Below are 23,625 nucleotides of genomic sequence, written 5' to 3'. Positions count from 1 at the left end.
CGTAACCCGCCGCGTCCCGTGCCGGCGCCTCCCGCGGCGTCTGCGCAGCGCCTGTCACCTCTTCGCCCGCTCGGGCACCATGCCGAGCGGGCGGGCCAGGCCCGACACCGCCTCGTCCAGGCGTTGCAGATGGCGCAGCACCCGGTCGGTCACGCGCCCGTAGCGCGGGGTGCGCAGGGTGCCCGGCTCCAGCAGGGACGCGATGCTGGGGCCGGACTCGACGGCGTCCGGGGAGCGGGGATCGCGCACATGCGCGGCGATCGCCTCGATGTTGTGCACGATCCGCCCGCACGCGGTCCGCAGCCGGGGATCGGCGGCGATCGACGGGTGCGTGGGCAGCAGTTCGGCGGTGGCCGCCAGCGACCGCCCGTGGTACGCGCAGGTCTCCAGCAGCGCCACCACATAGCGCGCGGTGTCGCGGCGGGAGCGCAGCGGAGTGATCGGGTGGGTCAGCGGCTGGGTGCCGGCGCGCAGGTCGGCCAGCGCCTGGTCCAGGTCGCGCGCCTGCTCCACCAGGTCGCCCGGCGCCCCGCCGCTCAGCTGGTCGACGGCGCCCCGCGTGACGTCCGCCAGCTTGTCGAGGACGGCGACGAGAAGGTCGTTGGTGCGCCGGTCGGTGTGCACCGGCAGCACCACCGCCGCCGCGATCACCCCGCACGCCGCGCCCAGGGCCGTCTCCTCCACCCGCAGCAGCAGCACCGCCGTGCTGTAAGTGTTCAGCAACGTGTACAGCAGCCCCAGCATCGCCGTCACGAAGAACGACATCAGCGTGTACGACAGGGGCGCGCTGTAGAACATCGCGAAGATGAACACCAGCACCAGGCCGAACGCCGTCCACGTGTGGTTGCCGACCAGCCCCGCGAGCCCGATCCCGGCCACCACGCCGAGCACCGTGCCGAGCAGCCGGCGGTAGCCCTTGACCAGGATCTCGCCGGTGGACGCGGTGTTGATGAACACGATCCAGCAGGTCAGCACCGCCCAGTACCAGCGCTGCGTGGACAGCAGCTCCCCGCCGGCGATGGCGAGGGAGGAGCCGACGGCCACCTGCACCGCCGCCCGGGTGGTGGGCCGCGCCAGACCGGTCGGCTCCGGCTCGGCCGGCTCGTCCTCCTCGCTGCTCTCGATGGCCGCGTCCTCGGCGTCCAGTTCCTCGCGCGAGCGGGCCGTGGCCGGTGAGTCGTCCGACTCGTCCTGCGGGCCGTCGAGGGCGATTCTGAGGCCCAGCACGGCGCGCGCGGCCTCGCCGAGACCGCGGAAGACGTCCTGCACGGCGGGGGAGGCCTTCGGCAGGTTGTCCTCCTCGCGGTAGCCGAGCAGCCGGTTGCGCACGTGGGCCAGCGCCGTCCCCGAGGCCTCGCCGACCGGCCGCAGCACCAGCAGCCGCAGCGCCCCCAGGTCCCGGCGCAGGACCGCCGTCGCCTCGTCCCGCACGGGCAGCGCGCCGCCGGAGGGCAGGGGGGCGCCGGGCAGGTGCAGGGTCAGGGTGTCCGTGCGCTCGGCGCTGCGCGCGGTGAGCAGGAGCAGACCCAGCCGCTCCGCGGCGATCTCGGCGTCCGCGATCCGGCGCTGCACCAGTCGTGCCGTCGCCTCGTCAGAGGTGCCGTCCTCCAGCCGGCCCTGGATCATCAGCGCCGTCTCGTGCAGCCGGGCGGTGCCGGTGCGCAGGTCGTCCAGGCTCTTCTCCACCTCCTCGGGACCGGCGTCCAGCAGCTCCACCTGGGTGGCGATCAGCTGCCCGAGCCGGGCGCGGAAGGCCCGCCGCAGCCGGTCCAGCGTGCCCGCCGGGGTCTGCGGGAGCAGCACGAAGCGGGCGACGGCACTGCAGGCGAACGCCACGGTGATCACCCCGCACAGGGCGGGCAGCGCCGAGGGCGCGGCACGCACGAACAGGGAGAGGAAGTAGACCTGGAAGGAGATCAGACCCAGGGCGGTGCCGCGCTCGCCGAAGCGGCGGCCGTAGACCGCGCAGAAGATGAGCACGACGAAGAAGAGGTCGCCCACGACGACCCAGTGGTTCAGCAGCGTGCTCACGGACACCGAGGCGAGCGCCACCGGCAGGCCCAGCGCGAGAGTGACGGCCTGCCGGGAGCGCTGCTTCTCCCGGATGGCGAAGGTCGCGACCATCGCGGCCATGGCGCCCGCCACCAGCTGCGGCACCGGCACCCGCAGCACGGCCAGCACGAGCAGGGTGAGCGCGATGGCGGTGACGGTGCGCAGGCCCGCGGTCAGCCGGAGCAGGCCGGGATCGGACGCCGCCAGCCGGTCCCACATCCGTGCCCAGCCCGACCGAACCGCTTCGCTCACGCCGCCGTGCTCTCTCCCGTAGCCAGAACTCGATCTTTGCCCCAGCATGGCACGGCGGCCGGACCGCCGGCCGTCGTGCCCGTGGCCGGCGGCGCCGCGTCACATCAGGGGCTCTCGGCCGCCGTGCCCTCCACCCGGGCCCGCACCTGTTCGGGTGTCAGATACGAGTCGGTGTACTCGAAGTCCTTCAGCCGGGCCGGCTTGCGCGCCTGGAAGCCGGTGCGGACGAAGTCGTCGCCCGCGACCGCGTTCAGCAGCCAGTTGGTCATCACCCGGGCCTTGGCGACGTTGGTGCGCAGCGCCGACCAGTGGTAGCCACGGGCGACCGCCTGCGCCGGCACCCCGCGCAGCTCGATGCCCAGCGGCTTGGACACGGCGTCCTTGCCGCCGAGGTCGACCACGAGCCCGAGATCCTTGTGCACATACGGCTGGAGGGGCCTGCCCCGCAGCGTCGCGATGACGTTCTCGGCGACCCGCTTGCCCTGGCGCATCGCGTGCTGGGCCGTGGGCGGGCAGACCGCACCCGCCTCGTCCTTCGCCTTGTCCGGTACGGCGGCGGCGTCGCCGAGCGCGAACACCCCGTCGTTGCCCGGCAGCGTCATCTCGGGGGTGACGGCGAGCCGGCCGCGCACCGTCTCCGCGCCGAGCGTGGCGATCAGCGGGCTCGCGACCACACCGGCCGTCCAGATCAGGGTGTGGGTCGGCACCACCCGGCCGTCGGTGAACGTGACCTCCTCCGGGCCCGCCTTGTCGATCGACACGCCGAGCGAGACCTCGATCCCGCGGCGCTTGAGGATCTCCTGGGCGCTGCGGCCGAGCTTGTCGCCGAGTTCCGGCATCAGCTTCGGCGCGATGTCGATCAGATGCCACCGGATCAGGCCGGGGTCCAGGCGCGGGTAGCGCTGGACCGCCGCGTGCGTGAGCCGCTGCAGACAGGCCGCGGTCTCGGTGCCCGCGTAGCCGCCGCCGACCACCACGAACTGCAGCCGCGCGGCCCGCTCGGCGGGGTCGTCGCTGGCGTCGGCGAGGTCGAGCTGCGAGATGACGTGGTCGCGGACGTACGCGGCCTCGGCGAGCGTCTTCATCCCGAAGGCGTGCTCGGTGAGCCCCGGGATGTCGAAGGTGCGGGTCACGCTGCCGGGCGCCAGCACGAGATAGTCGTAGCGCTCGTTGACGATCTTGTCGGTGATGGTGCGGATCACGCACACCTTGGACTTCAGGTCCACACCGATCGCGCCGCCCGGGATGATCCGGGTCCGGTACTTCTTGCTGCGGCGCAGACTGAGGGCGATCGACTGCGGCGTGAGCACGCCGGAGGCGACCTGGGGCAGCAGCGGGAGATAGAGCTGGTAGGCGAACGGTGTCACCAGGGTGACGTCGGCCTCGTCCGGGGCGAGTTTCCGCTCCAGACGGCGGACGCACTCCACTCCGGCGAAGCCTGCGCCAACCACCAGGATCCTGGGTCGTGTCACGGTGTTCATCCCTTTCTGCGGCTCCAGGCGGTCCGACTCGACGCCGTTCGCATGCCCCGGATCACCCCATCGATCCCACCGTGCCCCGTGCCGTCCCGCCGGCTCGGGTGCGGCAGGCAGACGAACGCGTGCGCACCAGCATGCCCCTGCTCGGGCCGGAGTAACCCGATCTCGCACAGATACACGTCGTACGCCCGCACGGCGGCCGCCGGGAGCGCCCGTCACCAGGGCAGGAACACGTGAATGTCCTTGCCCCGGTCGTGCACGACGACGCTGACCTGGGTGCACAGGGTGTGCACGAGGTGCCAGCCGATCCCGCCGCCGCCCGCGTTCGGATGGAAGGGCCGCGGCTCCGGCCGGGTGGTGCTGGTGTCGTGCATCGTCACGTGCACCCCGTCGAAGGTGCGGCGCATCCGCAGGGCGAACGGCCCGGGGGCGTACTGGATGGCGTTGGCGGCCAGCTCCGTGACGACCAGGAGGATGTCGTCCCAGAACTCCGGGGTGCCGGGTGGCGCGTCCTCGGCGAGGAAGCCCAGGAACTCCTCCGCGGCGAGCCGCGCGCCCGTGACATTGCGCAGCTCGCCCGGGAAGGAGTACGTACGCTCGTACTTCTCCTCCGAGGGCGAGTCGTCCCAGCGCGGCTCCGTCGTCATCTCGCATTCCCCGGCCCCGTCGCGCCGGGGCCTCTGCCCGTCCCGTCACGACCAGGGCGGTCGTCGTTGCTGATCACTCCAAGGCTGCGGGTTCCCACAGCCGGGCCGGCTATCCGTCCGTACTCCTCCTAGCGGAAGACGTCGTCCGACTCGTCCCAGTCGGCCGGCTCCTGCGGGTCCGGCCGCCGCGCCGCCCGCGAACGGGCCTCGTACATCGCGTCGATCTCCGCGGCATAGTGCCGCGTTATGGCTTCCCGGCGCAGCTTCATGGACGGCGTCAGCAGTCCGTTGCCCGGGGCGAACGATTCTTGCAGGACACGGTAGACCCTGATGGACTCCGTGCGGGACACCGCACTGTTGGCCGATGCCACGGCCCGGGCGATCTCCTCCTTGAGTGCGTTCTCCTCCCGCGCCTCCCGCCCCGGCGACTCGCCCTGCAGCGCCAGCGCCGCCCGCCAGTGCGCCAGGAACTCCGGGTCCAGGGTGATCAGAGCGCCCACGCAGGGCCGGTCGTCGCCGACGACCACCGCCTGGTGGATCAGCGGGTGCAGGCGCAGCCGCTGCTCCAGCGGGGCCGGCGCCACGCTCTTGCCGCTGCTGGTGATGATCACGTCCTTCTTGCGCCCGGTGATCGTCAGATAGCCCTCGGAGTCGAGCTGCCCGATGTCCCCGGTGGCCAGCCAGCCACCGCGCACCGTCGCCCGGGTCCGTGCCTCGTCGCTGATGTAGCCCTGGAACACCGACGGGCCGCGCACCAGGATCTCCCCGTCGTCGGCCACCTGCACCTCGGTCCCGGGCAGCGGCCGGCCCACCGTCCCGGACTTCTCCCGGCCGAGCGGCTGCATGGTGATTCCGCCGGCGGTCTCCGTCAGCCCGTAGCCGTCGTGCACGTAGAGCCCGATGCCCTCGAAGAACAGGGAGAGTTCCCGGCTGAGCGAGGAGCCGCCCGACGTGCCCCGCACGACCCGCCCGCCGAGCCCGGCCCGCAGCTTGCGGTACACCGTCCGCTCGTAGAGGGCGTGCTGCAGCCGCAGGTCGAAGCCCGGGCCCGGGCCGAGGCCCAGCCGGCGGCGCTCCTCGGCCTCGGCGAAGTCCCGCGCGGTCTGCGCCGCCCGCTCGTACAGCGCCCCCCGGCCCGTCTCCCGGGCGGTGCGCAGGAACGTCTTGTACAGCTTCTCGAACACCGACGGCACGCCGTACAGATACGTCGGCCGGAAGGTGCGCAGCGCCGACGCCAGCGCCGCCTGGCTCACCTCCGGTTCGTGCCCCAGCAGGAATCCGCCGCGCAGACACATGAGCATGATCATGATGCCGTACACGTGCGAGAACGGCAGGAAGACGAGCACCGCCGGCTGTTCCCCCGGCGGCGCCGCGGTGTGCCCCCAGCCGGCCACCAGGACGTCGCACGGGTAGGCCAGGTTGCGGTGGCTGAGCGCGCAGCCCAGCGGGCGGCCCGAGGTGCCGGAGGTGTAGGCGATGACCGCGGTGGAGTCCGGCAGCACGATCCGGCGCAGCGACTCCACCGTCGTCAGCGGGATCGTCGCGCCCTGCTCGGCGAGCAGCGCGACCGCGCCCGCGTCCAGCTGCCAGACGTGCCGCAGCCGGGGCAGCACCGCACAGACGGTGCCCACCGTCATCACGCCCTGCTCGTCCTCCACCACGACGGCCACGCAGCCGGCGTCGCGCAGGATCCACTCCACCTGGTCCCGCGAGGACGTCGGATGGATCGGGACGACCTCCGCGCCCACGGTCCACAGCGCGAGGGCGAACAGTGTCCACTCGCAGCGGGTGCGGGCCATCAGGGCCACCCGGTGGCCCGGCGAGATCCCCGAGGCGATCAATCCCTTGGCCAGGTCGACCACTTCGTCCCGCAGCTCGACCGCCGTCACTTCCTCCCAGACCCCGGACGCCGGATCCGCGCGGCGGGCGAGGACGGACAGGGTCGGTATCCGCTCGGCGGTCTCGAAGACGCTGTCCGCGAGGCCGCCGGTCAGGGGCGGTACGGCTGGCGGAGCGAGGGCGACGTCGCGCATGCGCTGCTCCCAGGGTGTACAGAGGGTGACTCCGCCGGTGGGCTCGGTGGCGGCGGGTGCTCGAATGTAGCCCAGGGAAGCGGTTTCGGTGCCAGGAACAGGCAAGTCGTGATCGGCTGATGATCTGGGCGTGTCCGGGGGACTCGGAGCACATGACTCATGTGAACCCCGACCCGGAGCCCGAGCGGACCACCGGCCTGGAACCCGGCGGTGGAGTACCGCCCGGCGAGACCCCGCCCGCCGAGAGCAGCATGCCGGAGGCCGGGCCCCGGGAGACGCACAACCCGCCCACCGGCTGGGCCAAGGCGCCGCTGGCGCTGATTCTCCTCGTCGTCGTCCTGGTCGCGCTGGGATTCCTGGCGTACGCCCTCGCCCTGATCCTCTGAGCCCAGGTTCCCGCGCGGCCGGCCCGGCCTGCCCGCACCGGCCGGCGCGGGCAGGTCAGCCCTGGGTGCGGCGCACGGACTCGGTGACGACGTCCCGGAAGCTGCCGGTGCGCTCCAGCACCCGCCGCTGCTCGCGGGCGCCGTTGCCGCGCCGCAGCAGTTCGGTCACGGCCTCGTCCACGGGCCGGGCGTCGCCGCTCTCGGCGAGCGCGTCCCCGGTGTGCTCCAGCAGCGAGCGCAGCACGGCCCGGGCCGGCCGCGGCCGCATGGTCACCGGGTCGAGGAGGTCCTGGTCCAGGCCCGACCGGGCGGCCTGCCAGGAGGCCAGCCGGAGCAGGCTCACGCTGTGGTCCGGCGCCGGCCGGCCGGCCCGCCAGTCCCGTGCGGCCGTCTCCACCAGGGCCCGGGTCAGCGTGGCGATCAACGCGGCGGTGTCCGCGCACAGGCACACGTCCGACACCCGGATCTCGACCGTCGGGTAGTGGGCGGACAGCCGCGCGTCGAAGTAGGCCATCGCCTCGTCCAGGATGGCGCCGGTGGCCACCATGTCCGCCACCCGGCGGTGGTACCGCTCCGCGGACCCGAACAGCTCCGTCGGCCCGGCCGAGGGCCAGCGTTCCCACACCCGGGTGCGGTAGCTGGCGTAGCCGGTGTCGCGGCCCTGCCAGAACGGCGAGTTGGCGCTGATCGCGTTGAGCACCGGGAGCCACGGGCGCAGCCGGTCCAGGACCGCGACGCCCTCCTCGTCGGACTCCACGGAAACATGCACATGACAGCCACAGACCAGTTGGTCGCGGGTGCCGACCCCGTACCGGTCGGCCAGCCACTGGTAGCGCTCGTTGACCGTGAGGGAGGGGCTGACCGGCAGCGGGGAGGTGGCGAGCGCGGCGACCGCGCAGCCGATCTGCCCCGCGAGCCCGGCCGCCTCCTTGCGGCAGCGCACGATCTCGTCGGCCAGCGCCGTCATGTCCGACTGCGGATGCGTGGCGAACTCCAGCATCTGCCCGAACAGCTCCTTCTCGAAGACGTCCTGCCCGGGATCGTCCTGGGCGGCACGGGCGAGCACGGCCGCCGCCAGCGCCTTCGGGTCGCCGCTGTCCGGATCGACCAGAAGGAGTTCCTCCTCCACACCGACGGTGCGCACTGATGCCGCCCTTCTGTTCATGCCGCAAGGGGCAGTCGGGTCTGTACGACCCCGACTGCCCCCGGGACGGCCGTCGACACCTGCCGGGTCAGCGCACCGGCGTCAGCCAGACCGTGGCGAGCGGCGGCAGGGCGAGCCGCAGGAACCCGTCCTCGGGCTTGAGGGCCCCCGGCGCGCCGGCCGCGACACCGCTGCCCCCGTAGCGGACGGCGTCGGTGTTGAGCGCCTCCTGCCAGGCGGGGATCTCCTCCGGTACCCACAGCCGGTAGTCGTGGCGGACCACGGGGGAGAGGTTGGACACCGACAGCAGGGGCGAGCCCGCGCGGTCGTGGCGCAGGAACGCGAAGACGTTGTCGTCGGCGGCGTCGCACAGCACCCACCGGAAGCCGCCCGGGTCGGTGTCCCGCTGCCACAGCGCCGGCGTGGCCCGGTACAGGCCGTTCAGGTCCCGGACCAGGTCCCGCACGCCCCGGTGGTCCCCGGCGGCGCAGTACTGCGGGTCCAGCAGCCACCACTCGGGCCCGTGCTCCACCGACCACTCGCCGCCCTGGGCGAACTCCTGCCCCATGAACAGCAGCTGCTTGCCCGGATGCGCCCACATGAAGCCGAGATAGGCGCGGTGGTTGGCCCGCCGCTGCCACCAGTCGCCCGGCATCTTCGACACCAGCGCCTGCTTGCCGTGCACCACCTCGTCGTGGGAGATCGGCAGCACGTAGTTCTCGCTGTAGGCGTACACCATCGAGAACGTCATCTCGTCGTGGTGGTACTTGCGGTGCACCGGCTCCTTCTGGATGTACTCCAGCGAGTCGTGCATCCACCCCATGTTCCACTTCAGCCCGAAGCCGAGCCCGCCGCCGTCCGTCGGCCGGGTCACGCCGTCCCAGGCCGTGGACTCCTCGGCGATCGTCACCACGCCCGGGCAGCGCCGGTACACGGTGGCGTTCATCTCCTGCAGGAAGGCGACCGCGTCCAGGTCCTCCCGCCCGCCGAAGACGTTCGGCTCCCACTGTCCGGAGTACCGTGAATAGTCGAGGTAGAGCATCGAGGCGACCGCGTCCACGCGCAGGCCGTCGATGTGGAACTCCTCGCACCAGTACACGGCGTTGGCGACCAGGAAGTTGCGCACCTCGGTGCGCCCGTAGTCGAACTCGTACGTCCCCCAGTCCGGGTGCTCGGCCCGTGCGGCGTTCCCGGGCTCGTACAGCGCGTCCCCGTCGAAGCGGGCCAGCGCCCAGTCGTCCTTCGGGAAGTGCGCCGGCACCCAGTCCATGATCACGCCGATCCCGGCCCGGTGGCAGGAGTCGACGAAGTACCGGAAGTCGTCCGGGGAGCCGAGCCGGGGCATCGGCGCGTAGTAGGAGGTGACCTGGTACCCCCAGGAGCCGCTGAACGGATGCCCGGCCACCGGCATCAGCTCCACATGCGTGAAGCCCATCTCCTTGACGTATGCGGGCAGTTCCTCGGCCAGTTCACGATAGGTGAGTCCCGGTTTCCAGGAGGGCAGATGCACCTCGTACACCGAGAACGGCGCCTCGTGGACGGGGGTGTCACCGCGGTGCGCCATCCACTCCCCGTCGCCCCACGTGTAGTGCGAGGCCGTCACCACCGACGCCGTGTCCGGCGGCACCTCCGTGCCCCGCGCCATCGGGTCCGCCTTGAGGAACCGGTCACCGTACCGGGAGGTGATCTCGAACTTGTACCGGGTGCCCTCGCCGATCCCGGGCAGGAACAGCTCCCACACCCCGGACGCGCCCAGCGAGCGCATCGGGTACTGCGTGCCGTCCCAGTACGTGAAGTCCCCGGCGACCCGCACCCCCTGGGCGTTCGGCGCCCACACCGTGAAGCGGGTGCCGGACACGCCCTGGTGCGTCATCACGTGCGCGCCGAGCGCCTGCCACAGCTGCTCGTGCCGGCCCTCGCGGATCAGATGCAGGTCCAGTTCGCCCAGCGCGGGCAGGAAGCGGTACGGGTCCTGCGTCTCCTGCTCGCCCTCGTCGTAGCCCACCAGCAGGGTGTACGAGGGGATTTCGGGGTACGGCAGGACGGCGGCGAAGAGCCCGTCGCCCTCGGAGGCGAGCTGGGTGCGCATCCCGTCGACCACGACACTGACCGAGCGCGCGTTCGGCCGCAGCGCCCGGAACAGGGTGCCGCCCGGCACCGGGTGGGCGCCCAGCAGGGCGTGCGGGTCGTGGTGCGCCCCGCCCAGCAGCCGGCCGCGGTCGGCGGCGTCGAGCGGCGGGACCACGGGGGAGGCGGGTCCCGCGGACTCGGGACGCGCGGTGTCGCGCAGTGCCATGACCTCAGCCTCCCCACACGGCGAGCCGCTTGATCGCGGCCATCGGAACCGGCAGCCAGTCCGGTCGGTGTCTCGCCTCGTACAGCACCTCGTACACCGCCCTGTCCGTCTCGTGCGCGCGCAGCAGCGCGTGCTTCTTGCGTGGATCCCACCCCGCCCGGGCCGCGTAGCCCGCGCAGAACGCCTCCCGGCAGCGGCGCGCCCACTCCGGCCGCCAGGGGCGGCGCTGACGCGCCGCGTAGTCGAAGGAGCGCAGCATCCCGGCCACGTCCCGCACCGGGGACTGCTCGGCCCGCCGCTCGGCGAGCGGCCGGGACGGCTCGCCCTCGAAGTCGATGACGAACCAGTCGCGCCCGGCCCGCAGCACCTGTCCCAGGTGCAGGTCGCCGTGGATGCGCTGGGCCGGGGGCCCCGTGTCGCACGTGGCCAGGGCACCGAACGCGGCCCGCAGGCCGGGGACGAAGGGCCGCAGGCCCGGTACGGCGTGCGCGGCGGCGTCCAGCCGCGCCGACATCGCCTGCGCAGTCCGCCCGTTCTCGCCCCGCCCGGCCGGCGGAAAGGCCTCGGCCAGCGCGAGGTGCACCTCGGCCATCGCCCGGCCCAGCTCCCGGGCCTCGACCGTGAAGTCGTCGCCTGCGGCGAGCGCCCGCAGGGCGAGCGTCCAGCCGTCGGTGGCGTCGGGCAGGAACGGCTGCAGCACACCCAGCGTGGCCGGCCGCGGCGAGGTCGTACTGAACCAGGCCACCGGCGCCGGCACCCGGGCACAGCCCTGCGCCGCGAGCGCACCCGGCACCTCCAGATCGGGGTTGATCCCGGGCTGGATGCGCCGGAAGACCTTCAGGATGTACGCGTCGCCGTACACGATCGACGAGTTGGACTGCTCGGCGTCCAGCAGCCGCGGCGGGAGCCCGCCGGTCAGGTGCACCGCCGGGGCCGTCTCGAAGCGCAGCGGGCCCGCCGTGCCGGGCTGCCGCAGCCGCTCCAGCAGCAGATGGGCCGAGCGGGGGTCGTGCAGCGCGTCGTAGACCGCGAGACCGGCCAGCGGGCCCTGCTCGGCCCGGCCGATGTACGCCCGCTCCAGACGCGGGGCCGGCCGCTCCCGCAGGCCGATCAGCAGCTGGTAGCAGTCGCCCGGCGGGGGAGTGCCGCCCGGCGCGGGCACCGGCACGTGCGATGCGTGGACCAGCAGGTGCAGACACCCCGGGAACAGCTCGGTCACCGACAGCACCGACAGATCGGTGACGGGCCGGTCCTTGCCCGCGAACCAGCGCTGCTTCGGCAGCCACTCGCGCAGCAGCCCGCCCAGCGAGACGAGCGGCCGGTCGACGCCGGCCGTGGTGGGCGGTCGGAGGGTGATGGTCTTCGGCATGGTGACGCGTCCTTTCCTCGGCGCCGGGCGCTCAGCGGCGGCGGCCGATGCGGGATGCGACTCGGGTGAGCCGGAACCAGTAGAAGCCGTGCCCTGCGAGCGTCAGCAGGTACGGCAGTTCGCCGATCGCCGGGAAGCGCACCCCGCCGATCAGCTCGACGGGGTGCCGCCCGTCGTAGGTCCGCAGATCAAGTTCGGTGGGCTGCGCGAACCGGGAGAAGTTGTTGACGCACAGCACCAGGTCGTCGCCGTACTCCCGCAGGTAGGCGAGGACCGCCGGGTTGGAGGACTGCAGTTCCGTGTACGAGCCGAGTCCGAAGGCGGGGTTCTGCTTGCGGATCTCGATCATGCGGCGGGTCCAGTGCAGCAGTGACGACGGCGAGGACATCGAGGCCTCGACGTTGGTCACCTGGTAGCCGTAGACCGGGTCCATGATGGTGGGCAGGTACAGGCGCCCGGGGTCGCAGGTGGAGAAGCCCGCGTTGCGGTCGGGGGTCCACTGCATCGGGGTGCGCACGGCGTCGCGGTCGCCGAGCCAGATGTTGTCGCCCATGCCGATCTCGTCGCCGTAGTACAGGATCGGCGAGCCGGGCAGGGACAGCAGCAGGGCGGTGAACAGCTCGATCTGGTTGCGGTCGTTGTCGAGCAGCGGGGCGAGGCGGCGTCGGATGCCGATGTTGGCGCGCATCCGCGGGTCCTTGGCGTACTCGGCCCACATGTAGTCGCGTTCCTCGTCGGTGACCATCTCGAGGGTCAGCTCGTCGTGGTTGCGCAGGAAGATGCCCCACTGGCAGCGCGAGGGGATCGCCGGGGTCTTGGCGAGGATCTCCGAGACCGGGTAGCGCGATTCGCGGCGTACGGCCATGAAGATGCGCGGCATCACGGGGAAGTGGAACGCCATGTGGCACTCGTCGCCGCCGGCGGCGTAGTCACCGAAGTAGTCGACGACGTCCTCGGGCCACTGGTTGGCCTCCGCCAGCAGCACGGTGTCCGGATACATGGCGTCGATCTCGCGCCGGACGCGCTTGAGGAAGGCGTGCGTGGCCGGCAGGTTCTCGCAGTTGGTGCCCTCCTCCGCGTAGAGATAGGGCACGGCGTCCAGCCGGAACCCGTCGATGCCGAGGTCCAGCCAGAACTTCAGGGCGGCCAGGATCTCCTCCTGCACCGCCGGGTTCTCGTAGTTGAGGTCCGGCTGGTGGGAGAAGAAGCGGTGGAAGAAGTACTGGCCGCGCACCGGGTCGAAGGTCCAGTTGGACGCCTCGGTGTCGACGAAGATGATGCGCGCGTCCTCGTACTGCTTGTCGTCGTCGGCCCACATGTAGTAGTCCCCGTAGGGGCCCGCGGGGTTCTTGCGGGACTCCTGGAACCACGGGTGCTGGTCGCTGGTGTGGTTCATGACGAAGTCGATGATGACGCGCATGCCGCGCTGGTGGGCGGCGTCCACGAACTCCACGAAGTCGGCCAGGTCGCCGAACTCGGGGAGCACGGAGGTGTAGTCGGAGACGTCGTAACCGCCGTCCCGGAGCGGTGACTTGAAAAAGGGCGGCAGCCACAGGCAGTCCACGCCGAGCCACTGCAGATAGTCGAGTTTCGCGGTCAGGCCCTTGAGGTCGCCGACACCGTCGCCGTCGCTGTCCTGGAAGGAGCGGACGAGGACCTCGTAGAAGACAGCGCGTTTGAACCACTCCGGATCCCGGTCCTTGGCGGGGGTGTCCTCGAATGTGTCCGGCACGGGGTCATTGACAGTCATGACGCTGAGGGCCCTCCGATCTGTGGCGTCGATCGCCCGACATGGAGCACGTGCGCCGGTGTCCGGCCGGGCGTGAGGCGCACGTAGTTGGTCCTGCCCCAGTGGTAGGTCTCGCCGGTGAGCAGATCGCACACCGGCACCGACTCGTGCCAGTCCAGGCCGAGTTGCGGCATGTCCAACGAGACCGTGGCCTCCTGGGTGTGGTGCGGGTCGAGGTTGACGACCACGATGACCGTGTCCGGGCCCGTGCTCTTGCTGTAGGCGAGCACGTTGTCGTTGTCGGTCGGATGGAAGCGGAGGTTCCGCAGGCGCTGTAGCGCGGGGTGCTGCCGGCGGATCGTGTTGAGCCGGGTGATGAGCGGTGCGATGGTGCGGCCCGTTCGTGCGGCGGCCTCCCAGTCGCGGGGCCGGAGCTGGTACTTCTCCGAGTCGAGGTACTCCTCGCTGCCTTCCCGCAGGGGCGTGTTCTCGCACAGCTCGTAGCCGCTGTAGATGCCCCACGTGGGGGAGAGGGTGGCGGCGAGCACGGCACGGACCTCGAAGGCGGACCGGCCGCCGTGCTGGAGATAGGCGTGCAGGATGTCCGGGGTGTTGGCGAAGAAGTTGGGCCGCATGTAGGCCGCCGCCTCACCCGACAGCTCTGTCAGGTATTCGGTCAGCTCCTGCTTGCTGTTGCGCCAGGTGAAGTACGTGTACGACTGCTGGAAGCCGATCTGGGCCAGGGTGTGCATCATCGCCGGGCGGGTGAACGCCTCCGCCAGGAAGATCACGTCCGGGTCCTTGCGGTTGACCTCCGCGATGACCCGCTCCCAGAAGACCACCGGCTTGGTGTGCGGATTGTCCACCCGGAAGATCCGCACCCCGTGGTCCATCCAGTACCGCAGGATCCGGACGGTTTCCGCGACCAGCCCGTCCATGTCGGCGTCAAAGGCGATGGGATAGATGTCCTGATACTTCTTCGGCGGGTTCTCGGCGTGGGCGATGGTGCCGTCCGGCCGGTGGTGGAACCACTCCGGGTGCTTGTGCACCCAGGGATGGTCGGGCGAGCACTGCAGCGCGAAGTCGAGGGCGATCTCCAGGCCCAGCTCCCGTGCCCGGCCGACGAAGCGGTCGAAGTCCTCGATGGTGCCGAGGCCGGGGTGGACGGCGTCGTGGCCGCCCTCGGGGGAGCCGATGGCCCACGGCACGCCGACGTCGTCGGGGCCGGCGGTGAGGGTGTTGTTGGGGCCCTTGCGGAACGTCGTGCCGATCGGGTGGATCGGCGGGAGGTAGACGACGTCGAAGCCCATCTCCGCGATCGCCTCCAGCCGGCGCGCGGCCGTGCGGAACGTGCCGTGCGGCTGCTCGGCCGTGCCCTCCGAGCGCGGGAAGAACTCGTACCACGAGCCGTACAGCGCCCGCTCCCGCTCCACCAGCAGCGGCATCGGGTCCGAGGCGGTCACCAACTCCCGCAGCGGATACCGGGCCAGGATCCCCTCCACCTCCGGCGACAGCGCGGCCTTCAGCCGGTGGTGCACCGACAGCGTGTCGTCGCCGAGGGCGCGGGCGGCCTCCAGGACCAGGTTCCGCTCCGCCCCCTTGGGCACTCCGGCGGCCGCACGCTCGTAGAGTTCGGCGCCCTCCTCCAGGACCAGGCCGGTGTCGATGCCCGCCGGCACCTTCACGGAGGCGGTGTGCCGCCAGGTCGCCAGCGGATCGCTCCACGCCTCCACCCGGAAGGTCCAGCGGCCGGTCGTGTCCGGGGTGACCTCGGCGCCCCAGAGGTCGCTGCCGGGCGTCAGCTCGCGCATCGGCGTCCACGGGCCGCGGCGGCCGTTGGGATCCCGCAGGACCACGTTGGCACCCACCGCGTCGTGCCCCTCGCGGAACACGGTCGCGGTGACCTGGAACGTCTCCCCGGCCACCGCCTTCGCCGGGCGCCTGCCGCACTCCACGGCCGGCCGGACGTCACGTACCGGTACACGACCGATGGCCGGGGTCCTGCGCATGGATCTCACCTCCGCCGTGCGCGAAGCCGGGCCCCGGGCCCGGCTTCGCGATCCGAGAAAACGGTTCGGCTGCTGCCGTCCCGTGGGGAACGCCATGTACGGTGCCAGGTCAGGGGCTTGGCGCCGTGGAACGCCGCTCCGGTGGCGGCGCGCGCCGGGCCGCCCGGCCCGGCTGGGACCGTCCGTCCTGCTCGCGCAGATAGCCGGCCAGGGTCGAGCGCAGATACCGCTCGGCCGCGTCCGCTGCCTCCCGGGCGCAGCGCTTTCCCATCAGGACGCACAAGGTGTAGCCCGAGTCCTCGAAGGTCGCCCGGACCGTGCGGTCGTGGGGCGAGGCGAGCATCACGCGCTCCCACGCCCGGTAACGCCGCAACTGCCGGGCCACTTCGGCCTTGGCGGGTAGCAGCATGACCCTCTTCACCTTCCACGCTCTCGACTGGGCGCGTTCCCGACGGTCGGGTGGTGTCCGCGCAGGGGTGGGCGCGGCACCGTTACGGCGATCGAGGCTTTCACTCATGGTGCACACATGACGACCCAACGTCCTGTTGGACCTTCAACCAACCCGCCGTTCGGGATGCTCGTGTTGCACGAATGGCGTAGCGACCGCACTGTGGAGGTGACTCAGAAGCGAGCAATGCTCACGCTCAGTGTCCGGGATCCCTCCCGGACGGGCCGAGGGGAGCGGGAGCTTCGCCGGTGAGGAGCAAGCGACGATGAAGACCGCAGTGCCCTGCTACTACCACCTCGACGTGGAAGTCAGCCCGGAACGGGTGGGACAGGTCAGCCGCATCCTGGCCGCCCACCTCCGCTACTGGGACCTCGAGAACCTCACGGATCCCGTCTGCCGCGGCGCCGAACTGCTGCTGCGGGCGATCGACCAGCACGCCACCGACAAGGCCACGTCGATCGAGATGTGGTGGAACGGACAGCACCTCATCACCGCCTTCGGCGGCGACGATCCCGACCTGCGCCCGGATCAGGACCTGCGGGCCTGCCTCGCGGACATCGCCGCCATGAGCGACGGCTGGGGCTGCTGCACCTCGGACACCGGAAGCAAGATCATCTGGTTCTCGCAGCGTGCCCGCGCCGGCGAACGCGTCCCGCTGGTCCCGACCGCTCCGGCGCCGAGCCTCACCGAGGGTCTCCAGGTGCCGCGCGAACTGCCGGTGGCCGCCCTGGCCGCTCAGGCGACCGCCGTGGACGAGGCCCTGGAGGGCGCCCGGTGACGGCCCGCACGTCCCGGAAAGGGGTGCCCGTGTGGAGCGGGCACCCCTACCCGTTGGGAGCCGCCTTCGACGGACAGGGCACCAACTTCGCCCTGTTCAGCGAGGTCGCCGAGCGTGTCGACCTGATCCTGGTCGACGGCGCCGGCACCGAGACCCCCGTACGACTGCACGAGGTCGACGGATTCGTCTGGCACGCCTATCTGCCGGGCATCGGCCCCGGCCAGCGGTACGGCTACCGGGTGCACGGCCCCTGGCAGCCGTCACTCGGCCACCGGTGCAACCCGGCGAAGCTGCTGCTCGACCCGTACGCGCGCGCCGTCGACGGCCAGATCGACAACCACGCCTCCCTCTACGAGCGCGCACCCGACGGCCCCTGCCCCAAGGACAGTGCCGGGCACTCCATGCTCGGCGTGGTCACCGACCCCTACTTCGACTGGGGCGACGACCGCCCGCCGCGCACGCCGTACGCGGACTCGGTGATCTACGAGGCCCATGTGCGCGGCCTGACCCGCACCCACCCGGACGTCCCCGAGCGGCTGCGCGGCACCTACGCCGGACTCGCCCACCCCGCGGTGCTCGAGCACCTGACCAGGCTCGGCGTCACCGCGGTGGAGCTGATGCCGGTGCACCAGTTCGTCCAGGACGGGGTGCTGCAGGACCGGGGCCTGTCCAACTACTGGGGCTACAACACCATCGGCTTCTTCGCCCCGCACAACGCCTACGCCGCCTTCGGCTCCCTGGGCCAGCAGGTCAACGAGTTCAAGGCGATGGTGAAGGCGCTGCACGCGGCCGGGCTCGAGGTGATCCTCGACGTGGTCTACAACCACACCGCAGAGGGCAACGAGAAGGGCCCCACGCTGTCCTTCCGGGGCATCGACAACGCCTCCTACTACCGTCTGGTCGACGGCGACTGGGCGCACTACTACGACACCACCGGCACGGGCAACAGCCTGCTGATGCGCCACCCGTACGTGCTGCAGCTCATCATGGACTCGCTGCGGTACTGGGTCACCGAGATGCACGTCGACGGCTTCCGCTTCGACCTCGCGGCCACCCTGGCCCGGCAGTTCCACGAGGTGGACCGGCTGTCGGCGTTCTTCGACCTCATCCAGCAGGACCCGGTGATCAGCCGCGTCAAGCTCATCGCCGAGCCCTGGGACGTGGGGGAGGGCGGCTACCAGGTCGGCAACTTCCCGCCGCTGTGGTCGGAGTGGAACGGCCCCTACCGGGACGCCGTACGGGACTTCTGGCGCGGGGAGCCCGGCTCGCTCGGCGAGTTCGCCTCCCGGCTGACCGGCTCCTCGGACCTGTACCAGCACAGCCGGCGCCGGCCGCGCGCCGGCGTCAACTTCGTGACCGCGCACGACGGTTTCACCCTGCGGGACCTCGTCTCGTACAACGACAAGCACAACGAGGCCAACGGGGAGGAGAACCGGGACGGGGAGAGCCACAACCGGTCCTGGAACTGCGGCGAGGAGGGCGAGTCCGACGACCCGGCCGTCCTCGAACTGCGCGCCCGCCAGCAGCGCAACCTGCTGGCCACGCTGCTGCTGTCGCAGGGTATCCCGATGCTCTGCCACGGCGACGAACTCGGCCGCACCCAGCGGGGCAACAACAACGCCTACTGCCAGGACAACGAGGTCTCCTGGATCGACTGGGACCTCACCGACGAGCAGCGCACCCTGGCGGACTTCGCCCGGCACGTCATCGCCCTGCGGGCCGCGCACCCCGTGCTGCGCCGGCGCCGCTTCTTCCACGGCGAGACCGTGACCAACGCCAGGCAGCCGCTGCCCGACCTGGTGTGGCTCCGGCCCGACGGGCGCGAGATGACCGACCGGGACTGGCAGCGGGGTGACGCGCACTCGGTCGCCGTGTTCCTCAACGGCGACGCCATCGCCGAGCGCGACCCCTATGGGCGGCGCGTCGTCGACGACTCGTTCCTGCTGCTGCTCAACGGCTACTGGGAACCGGTCGACTTCCGCCTGCCCGACCCCTCCTTCGGGGAACGCTGGACGACCCTGATCGACACCGCCGTATCGGAGGGCATCCCCGACGAACGCGAACACAAGGCCGCCACAAGGCTCCGCACAGAACCCCGCAGCCTGATCCTCCTCTCCCGCCCGTCCCGGAGCCGGCACTAGCCCGGGCCTCCCCGCGGGCCCACCCACCGCGGGGGCACCCGGGTGCCGAGGGGTGGGGCGTGGTGGTCACCTGCCGCCGGCTGTGGTCGGCGTCGGTGTGTGCGGATCGGGCGGCTTCGGTCCGGCCCGGCGGCCCTACGCCGATCGGCGTAGGGCCGCCCACAGAGCAGTCCCGCCGCCCTCCGCGAGGATGACATGACGCCACCCGTCCGGCGTCACACAAGCTGGAACACGCTGGGGCGCCCCCATCAAGGCTGTCTTCCGCCCCCCTCGCCACTCGCCCATCCAACACGCCGGCCACGCACACCGGGGCGTCGCCTGTGGGTCGGGGACGCCGACCCTGCAGGGGCGCGGGCCACGGCGGCTGCTCTGCCGGTGGCCCTCGCCCGGGACGCGCACGGCACCGGTGTCGAGAGGTGCGGGCGCCGACGGGCCGCTGGAACCCGGAAACCCCGGTGGACGGGGTCAGCGGTGGGGGCGGGCCGTCACCGTGAACTGGGCGCCGTCCGGGTCGCGCAGGATGGCCTCCGTGTCGTCCTCGCTGAGCACACTTCCCCCGTGCTTCTCGGCGGTGCGGGCGCAGCCCGCCACGTCCGACACCGCGAAGTGGATCTGCCAGTGCGGCCGTACGGAGGGATCCGGAGCCGCCTCCACCGCACCCGAGTCGATGCGGGCCACGATGTCGCCCCGGCTGCGCAGTACCACCTCGCCGGCCTCGTACTGCACCTCGCAGCACCCCGGCGTCTGGGAGGCCCAGCCGAGGATCTCGCCGTAGAAGATCGCGGCGTCGAAGGCGTTGCGGGTGTGCAGCCGGATGAAGGTCGGCGCGGCCCGCCGCCACGCCTCCCAGTTGGAGACCAGTTCCCCCTGCCAGATGCCGAAGGTCGCCCCGTCCCGGTCGGCGAGCAGCGCGGCCCGGCCCGGGGGAAAGGACAGGGGCCCGACCGCCGCCGTACCGCCGCGTTCCCGGGCCCGCGCCACCGCCTCGTCGGCGTCCGGGACCGCGAAGTACGGCGTCCAGGCCACCGCCATCTGCCACATCGCGGCGACGGCGGCGATCCCGGCCACCGGCACCCCGTCCGCCAGCGCGATCCGGAAGTGCTCGCCCAGCTTCGCGCCGCGCCACCGCCAGCCCAGCAGGGCCGAGTAGAACTCCTGGGTCGCCCCGAGGTCGCGGCTGGTCAGGCTGACCCAGCAAGGGGCACCGAAGACCGAGTGCGTGGAGACCACGTCCCGCGTCCTCGGTCCACCGCCGGCAGGGGTGTCAACATTCATGGCAAGTCCTGGTCTCGGGGCCCGGTGGCCACCGCTCTGGCACCAGTGTCCGACCGGAGCGGGCGGTGTGCCTGTCGGGTACCCCGGTGGCGGCGGTCCAGGCGGGTGAGCACGAGGGACGCATGCGAAAGACCGAGCCCGACCGGATCACCGGGCGCAGGCCGAGGCGGACCGGTTGAAGGTCGGAGCTGATCCATCCCGCCCGGCGTCCGCGCCGCACCGGAGGACGCCCTGGGTCGGCACGGACCGTCCGGATCGCCGGAGCCCCGGACCTTGGTACCGGGGCTCCGCAGCAGCGCTGACCGAGCACGCGGAGGCGGGGCCTCAGCGGGTCTCCGCCAGCAGTTCCTCGCGCAGCCGGTCGAAGCAGCCGCTGAGCAGCCGGGAGACGTGCATCTGCGAGATGCCCAGTTGCTGGGCGATCCGGCTCTGTGTCATTCCCCCGAAGAACCGCAGGTAGAGGATGGTGCGCTCGCGCTCGGGCAGGGCCTCCAGACAGGGCTTGACGGCGGCCCGGTCGATGACCAGGTCGAAGCCGGGGTCGGGCCCACCGAGGGAGTCCCCGAGCGCGTACCCGTCCGTCCCGGCGACCTCGGCGTCCAGCGACAGCGCCGAGAAGCACTCCAGTGCCTCCATGCCGGTGCGCACCTCCGCCTCGCTCAGCTGCGTGTGCGCGGCGATCTCGGCGACCGTGGGCGCCCGTCCGGGGGTGGTCTGCGCGAGTTCCTTGACGGCGCTGCGCACCCGGTTGCGCAGGTCCTGCACCCGGCGCGGCACGTGCAGGGTCCACATGTGGTCGCGGAAGTGGCGCTTGATCTCGCCGGTGATGGTGGGCACCGCATACGCCTCGAAGGCACGGCCGCGGGCCGGTTCGTAGTGGTCGACGGCCTTCACGAGGCCCAGTGCAGCCACCTGGTACAGGTCCTCCAGGGATTCCCCGCGCCCGCGGAACCGTACGGCGATCCGCTCCGCCATGGGCAGCCAGAGCCGGACCAGTTCGTCCCGGAGCACCTGTCGCTCGGGGCCTTCGGGCAGCTCCGCGAGCCGTTCGAACGCCTTCCCGGTGTTGGGGGCGTCGTCGTGGGGATGGGGCTTCGTGCTGCTGGTGACAGGCATCGGCGCACCTCTCTCAGCACGTGCTGATCGACAGAAGCCGTGGGAGGTGCGCTCGGACCGGGGAAGGACACCGGGGCCTCCGGCGGCAGCCGGTCCCACGGACGTGCCTCCTGTCCGAAGCACCTCAGGCTGATTCCCGTTAACCATCATATCGAAACAATTGCGACTTAATGGACAGATGCGCCGGGACAGGTGTCAAGGGTGTTCATATGTCTGTAGGAGAGGTAACTTTCTAGGAGTGGTAGTGGAAGCGGACTTTTCCGAAGAGCTGGCCGACGCCCTCGTGCGCATCCAGCGGCTGGTCCGGCGCCGGCTGCGCGGCGGCCTGACCGGGCCGTGGCTGCGCGGGGCCGAGGTGGAGCTGCTGCGGCTGGTCGAGGGCCGGCCCGGCATCGGCGTGTCGGACGCCGCCCGGGAGCTGCACCTGGCGGGCAACTCCGTGTCGACCCTGGTCAACCGGCTCGTCAGGGACGGCCATCTGCTCCGGGAGACCGACCCCGCCGACCGGCGCGCCGCCCGCCTGCTGCTCACCGGGGCCGCCCAGAAGCGGCTCGCCGACTGGCGGCACCGGCGGGCCGACCTGGTCGGCGAGCACGTCGCCCGGCTGGACGAGGCCGACCGGGAGGCCCTGCGCGCCGCGCTGCCCGCGCTCCGGAAGCTGGCCGTCACCCTGCACGAGGAGGCCGAGGAGACATGACGAGCGACACGCCCGCCCCGCCCGCCGATGCCGTCACCTGCACCGGCCTCGCCTACGCCTTCGGGGACACCACCGCGGTCGACGGCCTCGACCTCTCCGTCGCCGAGGGCGAGGTCTTCGGGCTGCTCGGCCCCAACGGCGCCGGCAAGACCACCGCCATCCGGTGCATCACCACCCTCCTGCCGGTCCCGGCCGGCAGGGTCCGGGTCTTCGGCCACGACGCCGCCCGGGACCGCATGGCGGTGCGCCGCCTCCTCGGCTACGTCCCGCAGCAGCTCTCCGCCGACAGCGGTCTCACCGGGCGGGAGAACGTCGCCCTGTTCGCCCGCGTCTTCGACGTGCCGCGCCGTGAGCGCGCCGCGCGCGTCGCCCAGGCCCTCGCCGCCGTCGACCTCGCGGACGCGGCCGACCGGCTCGCCGGCACCTACTCCGGCGGCATGGTCCGCCGCCTCGAACTCGCCCAGGCCCTGGTCAGCGCGCCCCGGCTGCTGATCCTGGACGAGCCCACCATCGGCCTGGACCCGATCGCCCGCACCGGCGTCTGGGAGCACATCAACGCCGTCCGCGCCGCGACCGGCATGACCGTCCTGGTGACCACGCACCACATGGACGAGGCCGACCAGTACTGCGACCGCGTCGGCCTGATGCACCGCGGCCGCGTCCGCGCCCTGGGCACCCCCGCCGAGCTGCGCCGGGGCCTGGCCGAACGCCGGGGCACCGACACCCTGCCCACGCTGGAGGACGTCTTCCGGGACGTCGCCGGCAGCGGCCTGGACGACCACTCCGGAGGAGGGTTCCGCGATGTCCGAAGCACCCGCCGCACCGCGCACCGTGTCGGCTGACGGCGCCGCCCTGCTGCTCAGCCCGCCCGTGCCGCGCGCCGGCTGGCGGCTGCTGCCCGCCCGGGTCGTCGCGATGTGCGCCGTGGAACTGCAGAAGCTGCGCCACGACCGCACCGAGCTGTACACCCGGGCGATCCAGCCGGCCCTGTGGCTGCTGATCTTCGGTCAGACCTTCACCCGGATCCGGGCGATACCCACCGGCGGCATCCCCTACATCGACTACCTGGCGCCCGGCATCATCGCCCAGTCCGCGATGTTCATCGCCATCTTCTACGGCATCCAGATCATCTGGGAGCGCGACGCCGGCATCCTGAACAAGCTGCTGGTCACCCCGACCCCGCGCTCGGCGCTGATCACCGGCAAGGCGTTCGCGGCCGGGGTGAAGTCGCTGATCCAGGCGATCGTCGTGATCGTCATCGCCGCCCTGCTGGGCGTCTCCCTCACCTGGAACCCGCTGAAGCTGCTCGGCGTCGCCGCCGCCGTGGTGCTCGCCTCCGTGTTCTTCTCCTGCCTGTCGATGACCATCGCCGGGATCGTCCTCAGCAGGGACCGGCTGATGGGCATCGGACAGGCGATCACCATGCCCCTCTTCTTCGGCTCCAACGCCCTGTATCCCGTCTCCGTGATGCCGGGCTGGCTCCAGGCCGTCAGCAAGGTCAACCCGCTCAGCCACCAGGTCGACGCCCTGCGCGGGCTGCTGCTCGGCACGCCGTCCCACCTCGGTGGCGACTTCACCGTCCTGGCGGTGGCCGCCGTCCTCGGCATCGCCGCGGCCTCCTCGCTGCTCGGCCGGCTGGCCCGCTGATCCCGCCCCCCCGCGAACGTGATGTGCGGCACGCAGCCGCAACCGTCCGCGAGCCCGCGAACGGGATTCTTCCTGCGCAGCGCTTGATCACCGATCAAAGCGGGCGAACCCCCTGGCCACAGCGCATT

Annotated in this window: 18 protein-coding genes; 6 read left to right on the top strand and 12 right to left on the bottom strand. The window is 71.9% G+C overall.

Going from position 1 to position 23,625, the window contains the following annotated elements:
• Window positions 1–54 precede the first annotated feature (54 nt).
• The 4 genes from ACZ404_RS09680 to ACZ404_RS09665 form a co-directional block, all read right to left on the bottom strand.
• Window positions 55–2,271, bottom strand: a complete 2,217-nt coding sequence (locus ACZ404_RS09680) for an FUSC family protein (protein WP_468438148.1) — start codon at window positions 2,269–2,271, stop codon at window positions 55–57.
• 137 nt (window positions 2,272–2,408) lie between these two features.
• Window positions 2,409–3,785, bottom strand: coding sequence for an NAD(P)/FAD-dependent oxidoreductase (locus ACZ404_RS09675; protein ID WP_468437716.1), 1,377 nt, complete (start codon window positions 3,783–3,785; stop codon window positions 2,409–2,411).
• Between the two features lie 212 nt (window positions 3,786–3,997).
• Window positions 3,998–4,429, bottom strand: a complete 432-nt coding sequence (locus ACZ404_RS09670) for an ATP-binding protein (RefSeq protein WP_468437714.1) — start codon at window positions 4,427–4,429, stop codon at window positions 3,998–4,000.
• A gap of 128 nt (window positions 4,430–4,557) precedes the next feature.
• The gene (locus ACZ404_RS09665) at window positions 4,558–6,462 is read right to left on the bottom strand and encodes an AMP-dependent synthetase/ligase (protein WP_468437712.1); all 1,905 of its coding nucleotides are present in this window, start codon (window positions 6,460–6,462) and stop codon (window positions 4,558–4,560) included.
• 152 nt (window positions 6,463–6,614) lie between these two features.
• On the opposite strand from ACZ404_RS09665, the gene ACZ404_RS09660 reads away from it, so the two are divergent.
• Window positions 6,615–6,848 (top strand): DUF6480 family protein, encoded by a 234-nt coding sequence (locus ACZ404_RS09660; RefSeq protein ID WP_468437710.1) that lies wholly within the window; start codon window positions 6,615–6,617, stop codon window positions 6,846–6,848.
• A gap of 55 nt (window positions 6,849–6,903) precedes the next feature.
• Here ACZ404_RS09660 and ACZ404_RS09655 read toward each other — a convergent pair whose 3' ends face one another.
• From ACZ404_RS09655 to ACZ404_RS09630, 6 genes are all read right to left on the bottom strand, one after another.
• A complete protein-coding gene (locus ACZ404_RS09655; RefSeq protein ID WP_468437708.1) occupies window positions 6,904–7,992 on the bottom strand; it encodes a glutamate--cysteine ligase 2 in 1,089 nt (362 codons plus the stop codon).
• An 88-nt stretch (window positions 7,993–8,080) separates the two neighbouring features.
• The gene (glgB, locus tag ACZ404_RS09650; RefSeq protein WP_468437706.1) at window positions 8,081–10,288 is read right to left on the bottom strand and encodes a 1,4-alpha-glucan branching enzyme; all 2,208 of its coding nucleotides are present in this window, start codon (window positions 10,286–10,288) and stop codon (window positions 8,081–8,083) included.
• Window positions 10,289–10,292: 4 nt separating this feature from the next.
• Window positions 10,293–11,657: a maltokinase N-terminal cap-like domain-containing protein gene (locus tag ACZ404_RS09645; protein ID WP_468437704.1), complete on the bottom strand. Its 1,365-nt coding sequence runs from the start codon at window positions 11,655–11,657 to the stop codon at window positions 10,293–10,295.
• Between the two features lie 31 nt (window positions 11,658–11,688).
• Entirely contained in the window at window positions 11,689–13,407 is a 1,719-nt protein-coding gene (treS, locus tag ACZ404_RS09640; protein ID WP_468437702.1) for a maltose alpha-D-glucosyltransferase, read from the bottom strand.
• Window positions 13,404–15,395 (bottom strand): alpha-1,4-glucan--maltose-1-phosphate maltosyltransferase, encoded by a 1,992-nt coding sequence (locus ACZ404_RS09635; RefSeq protein WP_468437700.1) that lies wholly within the window; start codon window positions 15,393–15,395, stop codon window positions 13,404–13,406. Before ACZ404_RS09635 ends, treS begins: the two co-directional genes overlap by 4 nt.
• 109 nt (window positions 15,396–15,504) lie before the next feature.
• On the bottom strand, window positions 15,505–15,804 hold the full coding sequence (locus tag ACZ404_RS09630; protein ID WP_468437698.1) for a DUF5133 domain-containing protein: 300 nt from the start codon (window positions 15,802–15,804) through the stop codon (window positions 15,505–15,507).
• A gap of 304 nt (window positions 15,805–16,108) precedes the next feature.
• On the opposite strand from ACZ404_RS09630, the gene ACZ404_RS09625 reads away from it, so the two are divergent.
• Window positions 16,109–16,621 (top strand): pep a2, encoded by a 513-nt coding sequence (locus tag ACZ404_RS09625; RefSeq protein WP_468437696.1) that lies wholly within the window; start codon window positions 16,109–16,111, stop codon window positions 16,619–16,621.
• Between the two features lie 23 nt (window positions 16,622–16,644).
• Window positions 16,645–18,762 carry a glycogen debranching protein GlgX gene (gene glgX, locus ACZ404_RS09620; RefSeq protein WP_468438146.1) on the top strand — a complete coding sequence of 706 codons (2,118 nt, stop codon included), beginning with the start codon at window positions 16,645–16,647 and terminating at the stop codon, window positions 18,760–18,762.
• Between the two features lie 465 nt (window positions 18,763–19,227).
• Here glgX and ACZ404_RS09615 read toward each other — a convergent pair whose 3' ends face one another.
• The gene (locus tag ACZ404_RS09615; RefSeq protein WP_468437695.1) at window positions 19,228–20,037 is read right to left on the bottom strand and encodes a VOC family protein; all 810 of its coding nucleotides are present in this window, start codon (window positions 20,035–20,037) and stop codon (window positions 19,228–19,230) included.
• A gap of 324 nt (window positions 20,038–20,361) precedes the next feature.
• Window positions 20,362–21,153 carry an RNA polymerase sigma factor SigF gene (locus ACZ404_RS09610; RefSeq protein WP_468437693.1) on the bottom strand — a complete coding sequence of 264 codons (792 nt, stop codon included), beginning with the start codon at window positions 21,151–21,153 and terminating at the stop codon, window positions 20,362–20,364.
• 244 nt (window positions 21,154–21,397) lie between these two features.
• Between ACZ404_RS09610 and ACZ404_RS09605 the strand changes: the two genes are divergently transcribed.
• Genes ACZ404_RS09605 through ACZ404_RS09595 form a run of 3 tightly spaced genes read left to right on the top strand, consistent with a single transcriptional unit; the run spans window position 21,398 to window position 23,497 of the window.
• A complete protein-coding gene (locus tag ACZ404_RS09605) occupies window positions 21,398–21,850 on the top strand; it encodes a MarR family winged helix-turn-helix transcriptional regulator (protein ID WP_468437691.1) in 453 nt (150 codons plus the stop codon).
• Window positions 21,847–22,692 (top strand): ABC transporter ATP-binding protein, encoded by an 846-nt coding sequence (locus ACZ404_RS09600; protein ID WP_468437689.1) that lies wholly within the window; start codon window positions 21,847–21,849, stop codon window positions 22,690–22,692. Before ACZ404_RS09605 ends, ACZ404_RS09600 begins: the two co-directional genes overlap by 4 nt.
• Complete coding sequence (locus tag ACZ404_RS09595; RefSeq protein WP_468437687.1) at window positions 22,652–23,497, top strand: ABC transporter permease; 846 nt, start codon at window positions 22,652–22,654, stop codon at window positions 23,495–23,497. Before ACZ404_RS09600 ends, ACZ404_RS09595 begins: the two co-directional genes overlap by 41 nt.
• Window positions 23,498–23,625: the final 128 nt, after the last annotated feature.

It is taken from the genome of Streptomyces sp. NPDC030798 (assembly GCF_055572275.1).
This window is presented reverse-complemented; position numbering and strand designations above follow the sequence as displayed.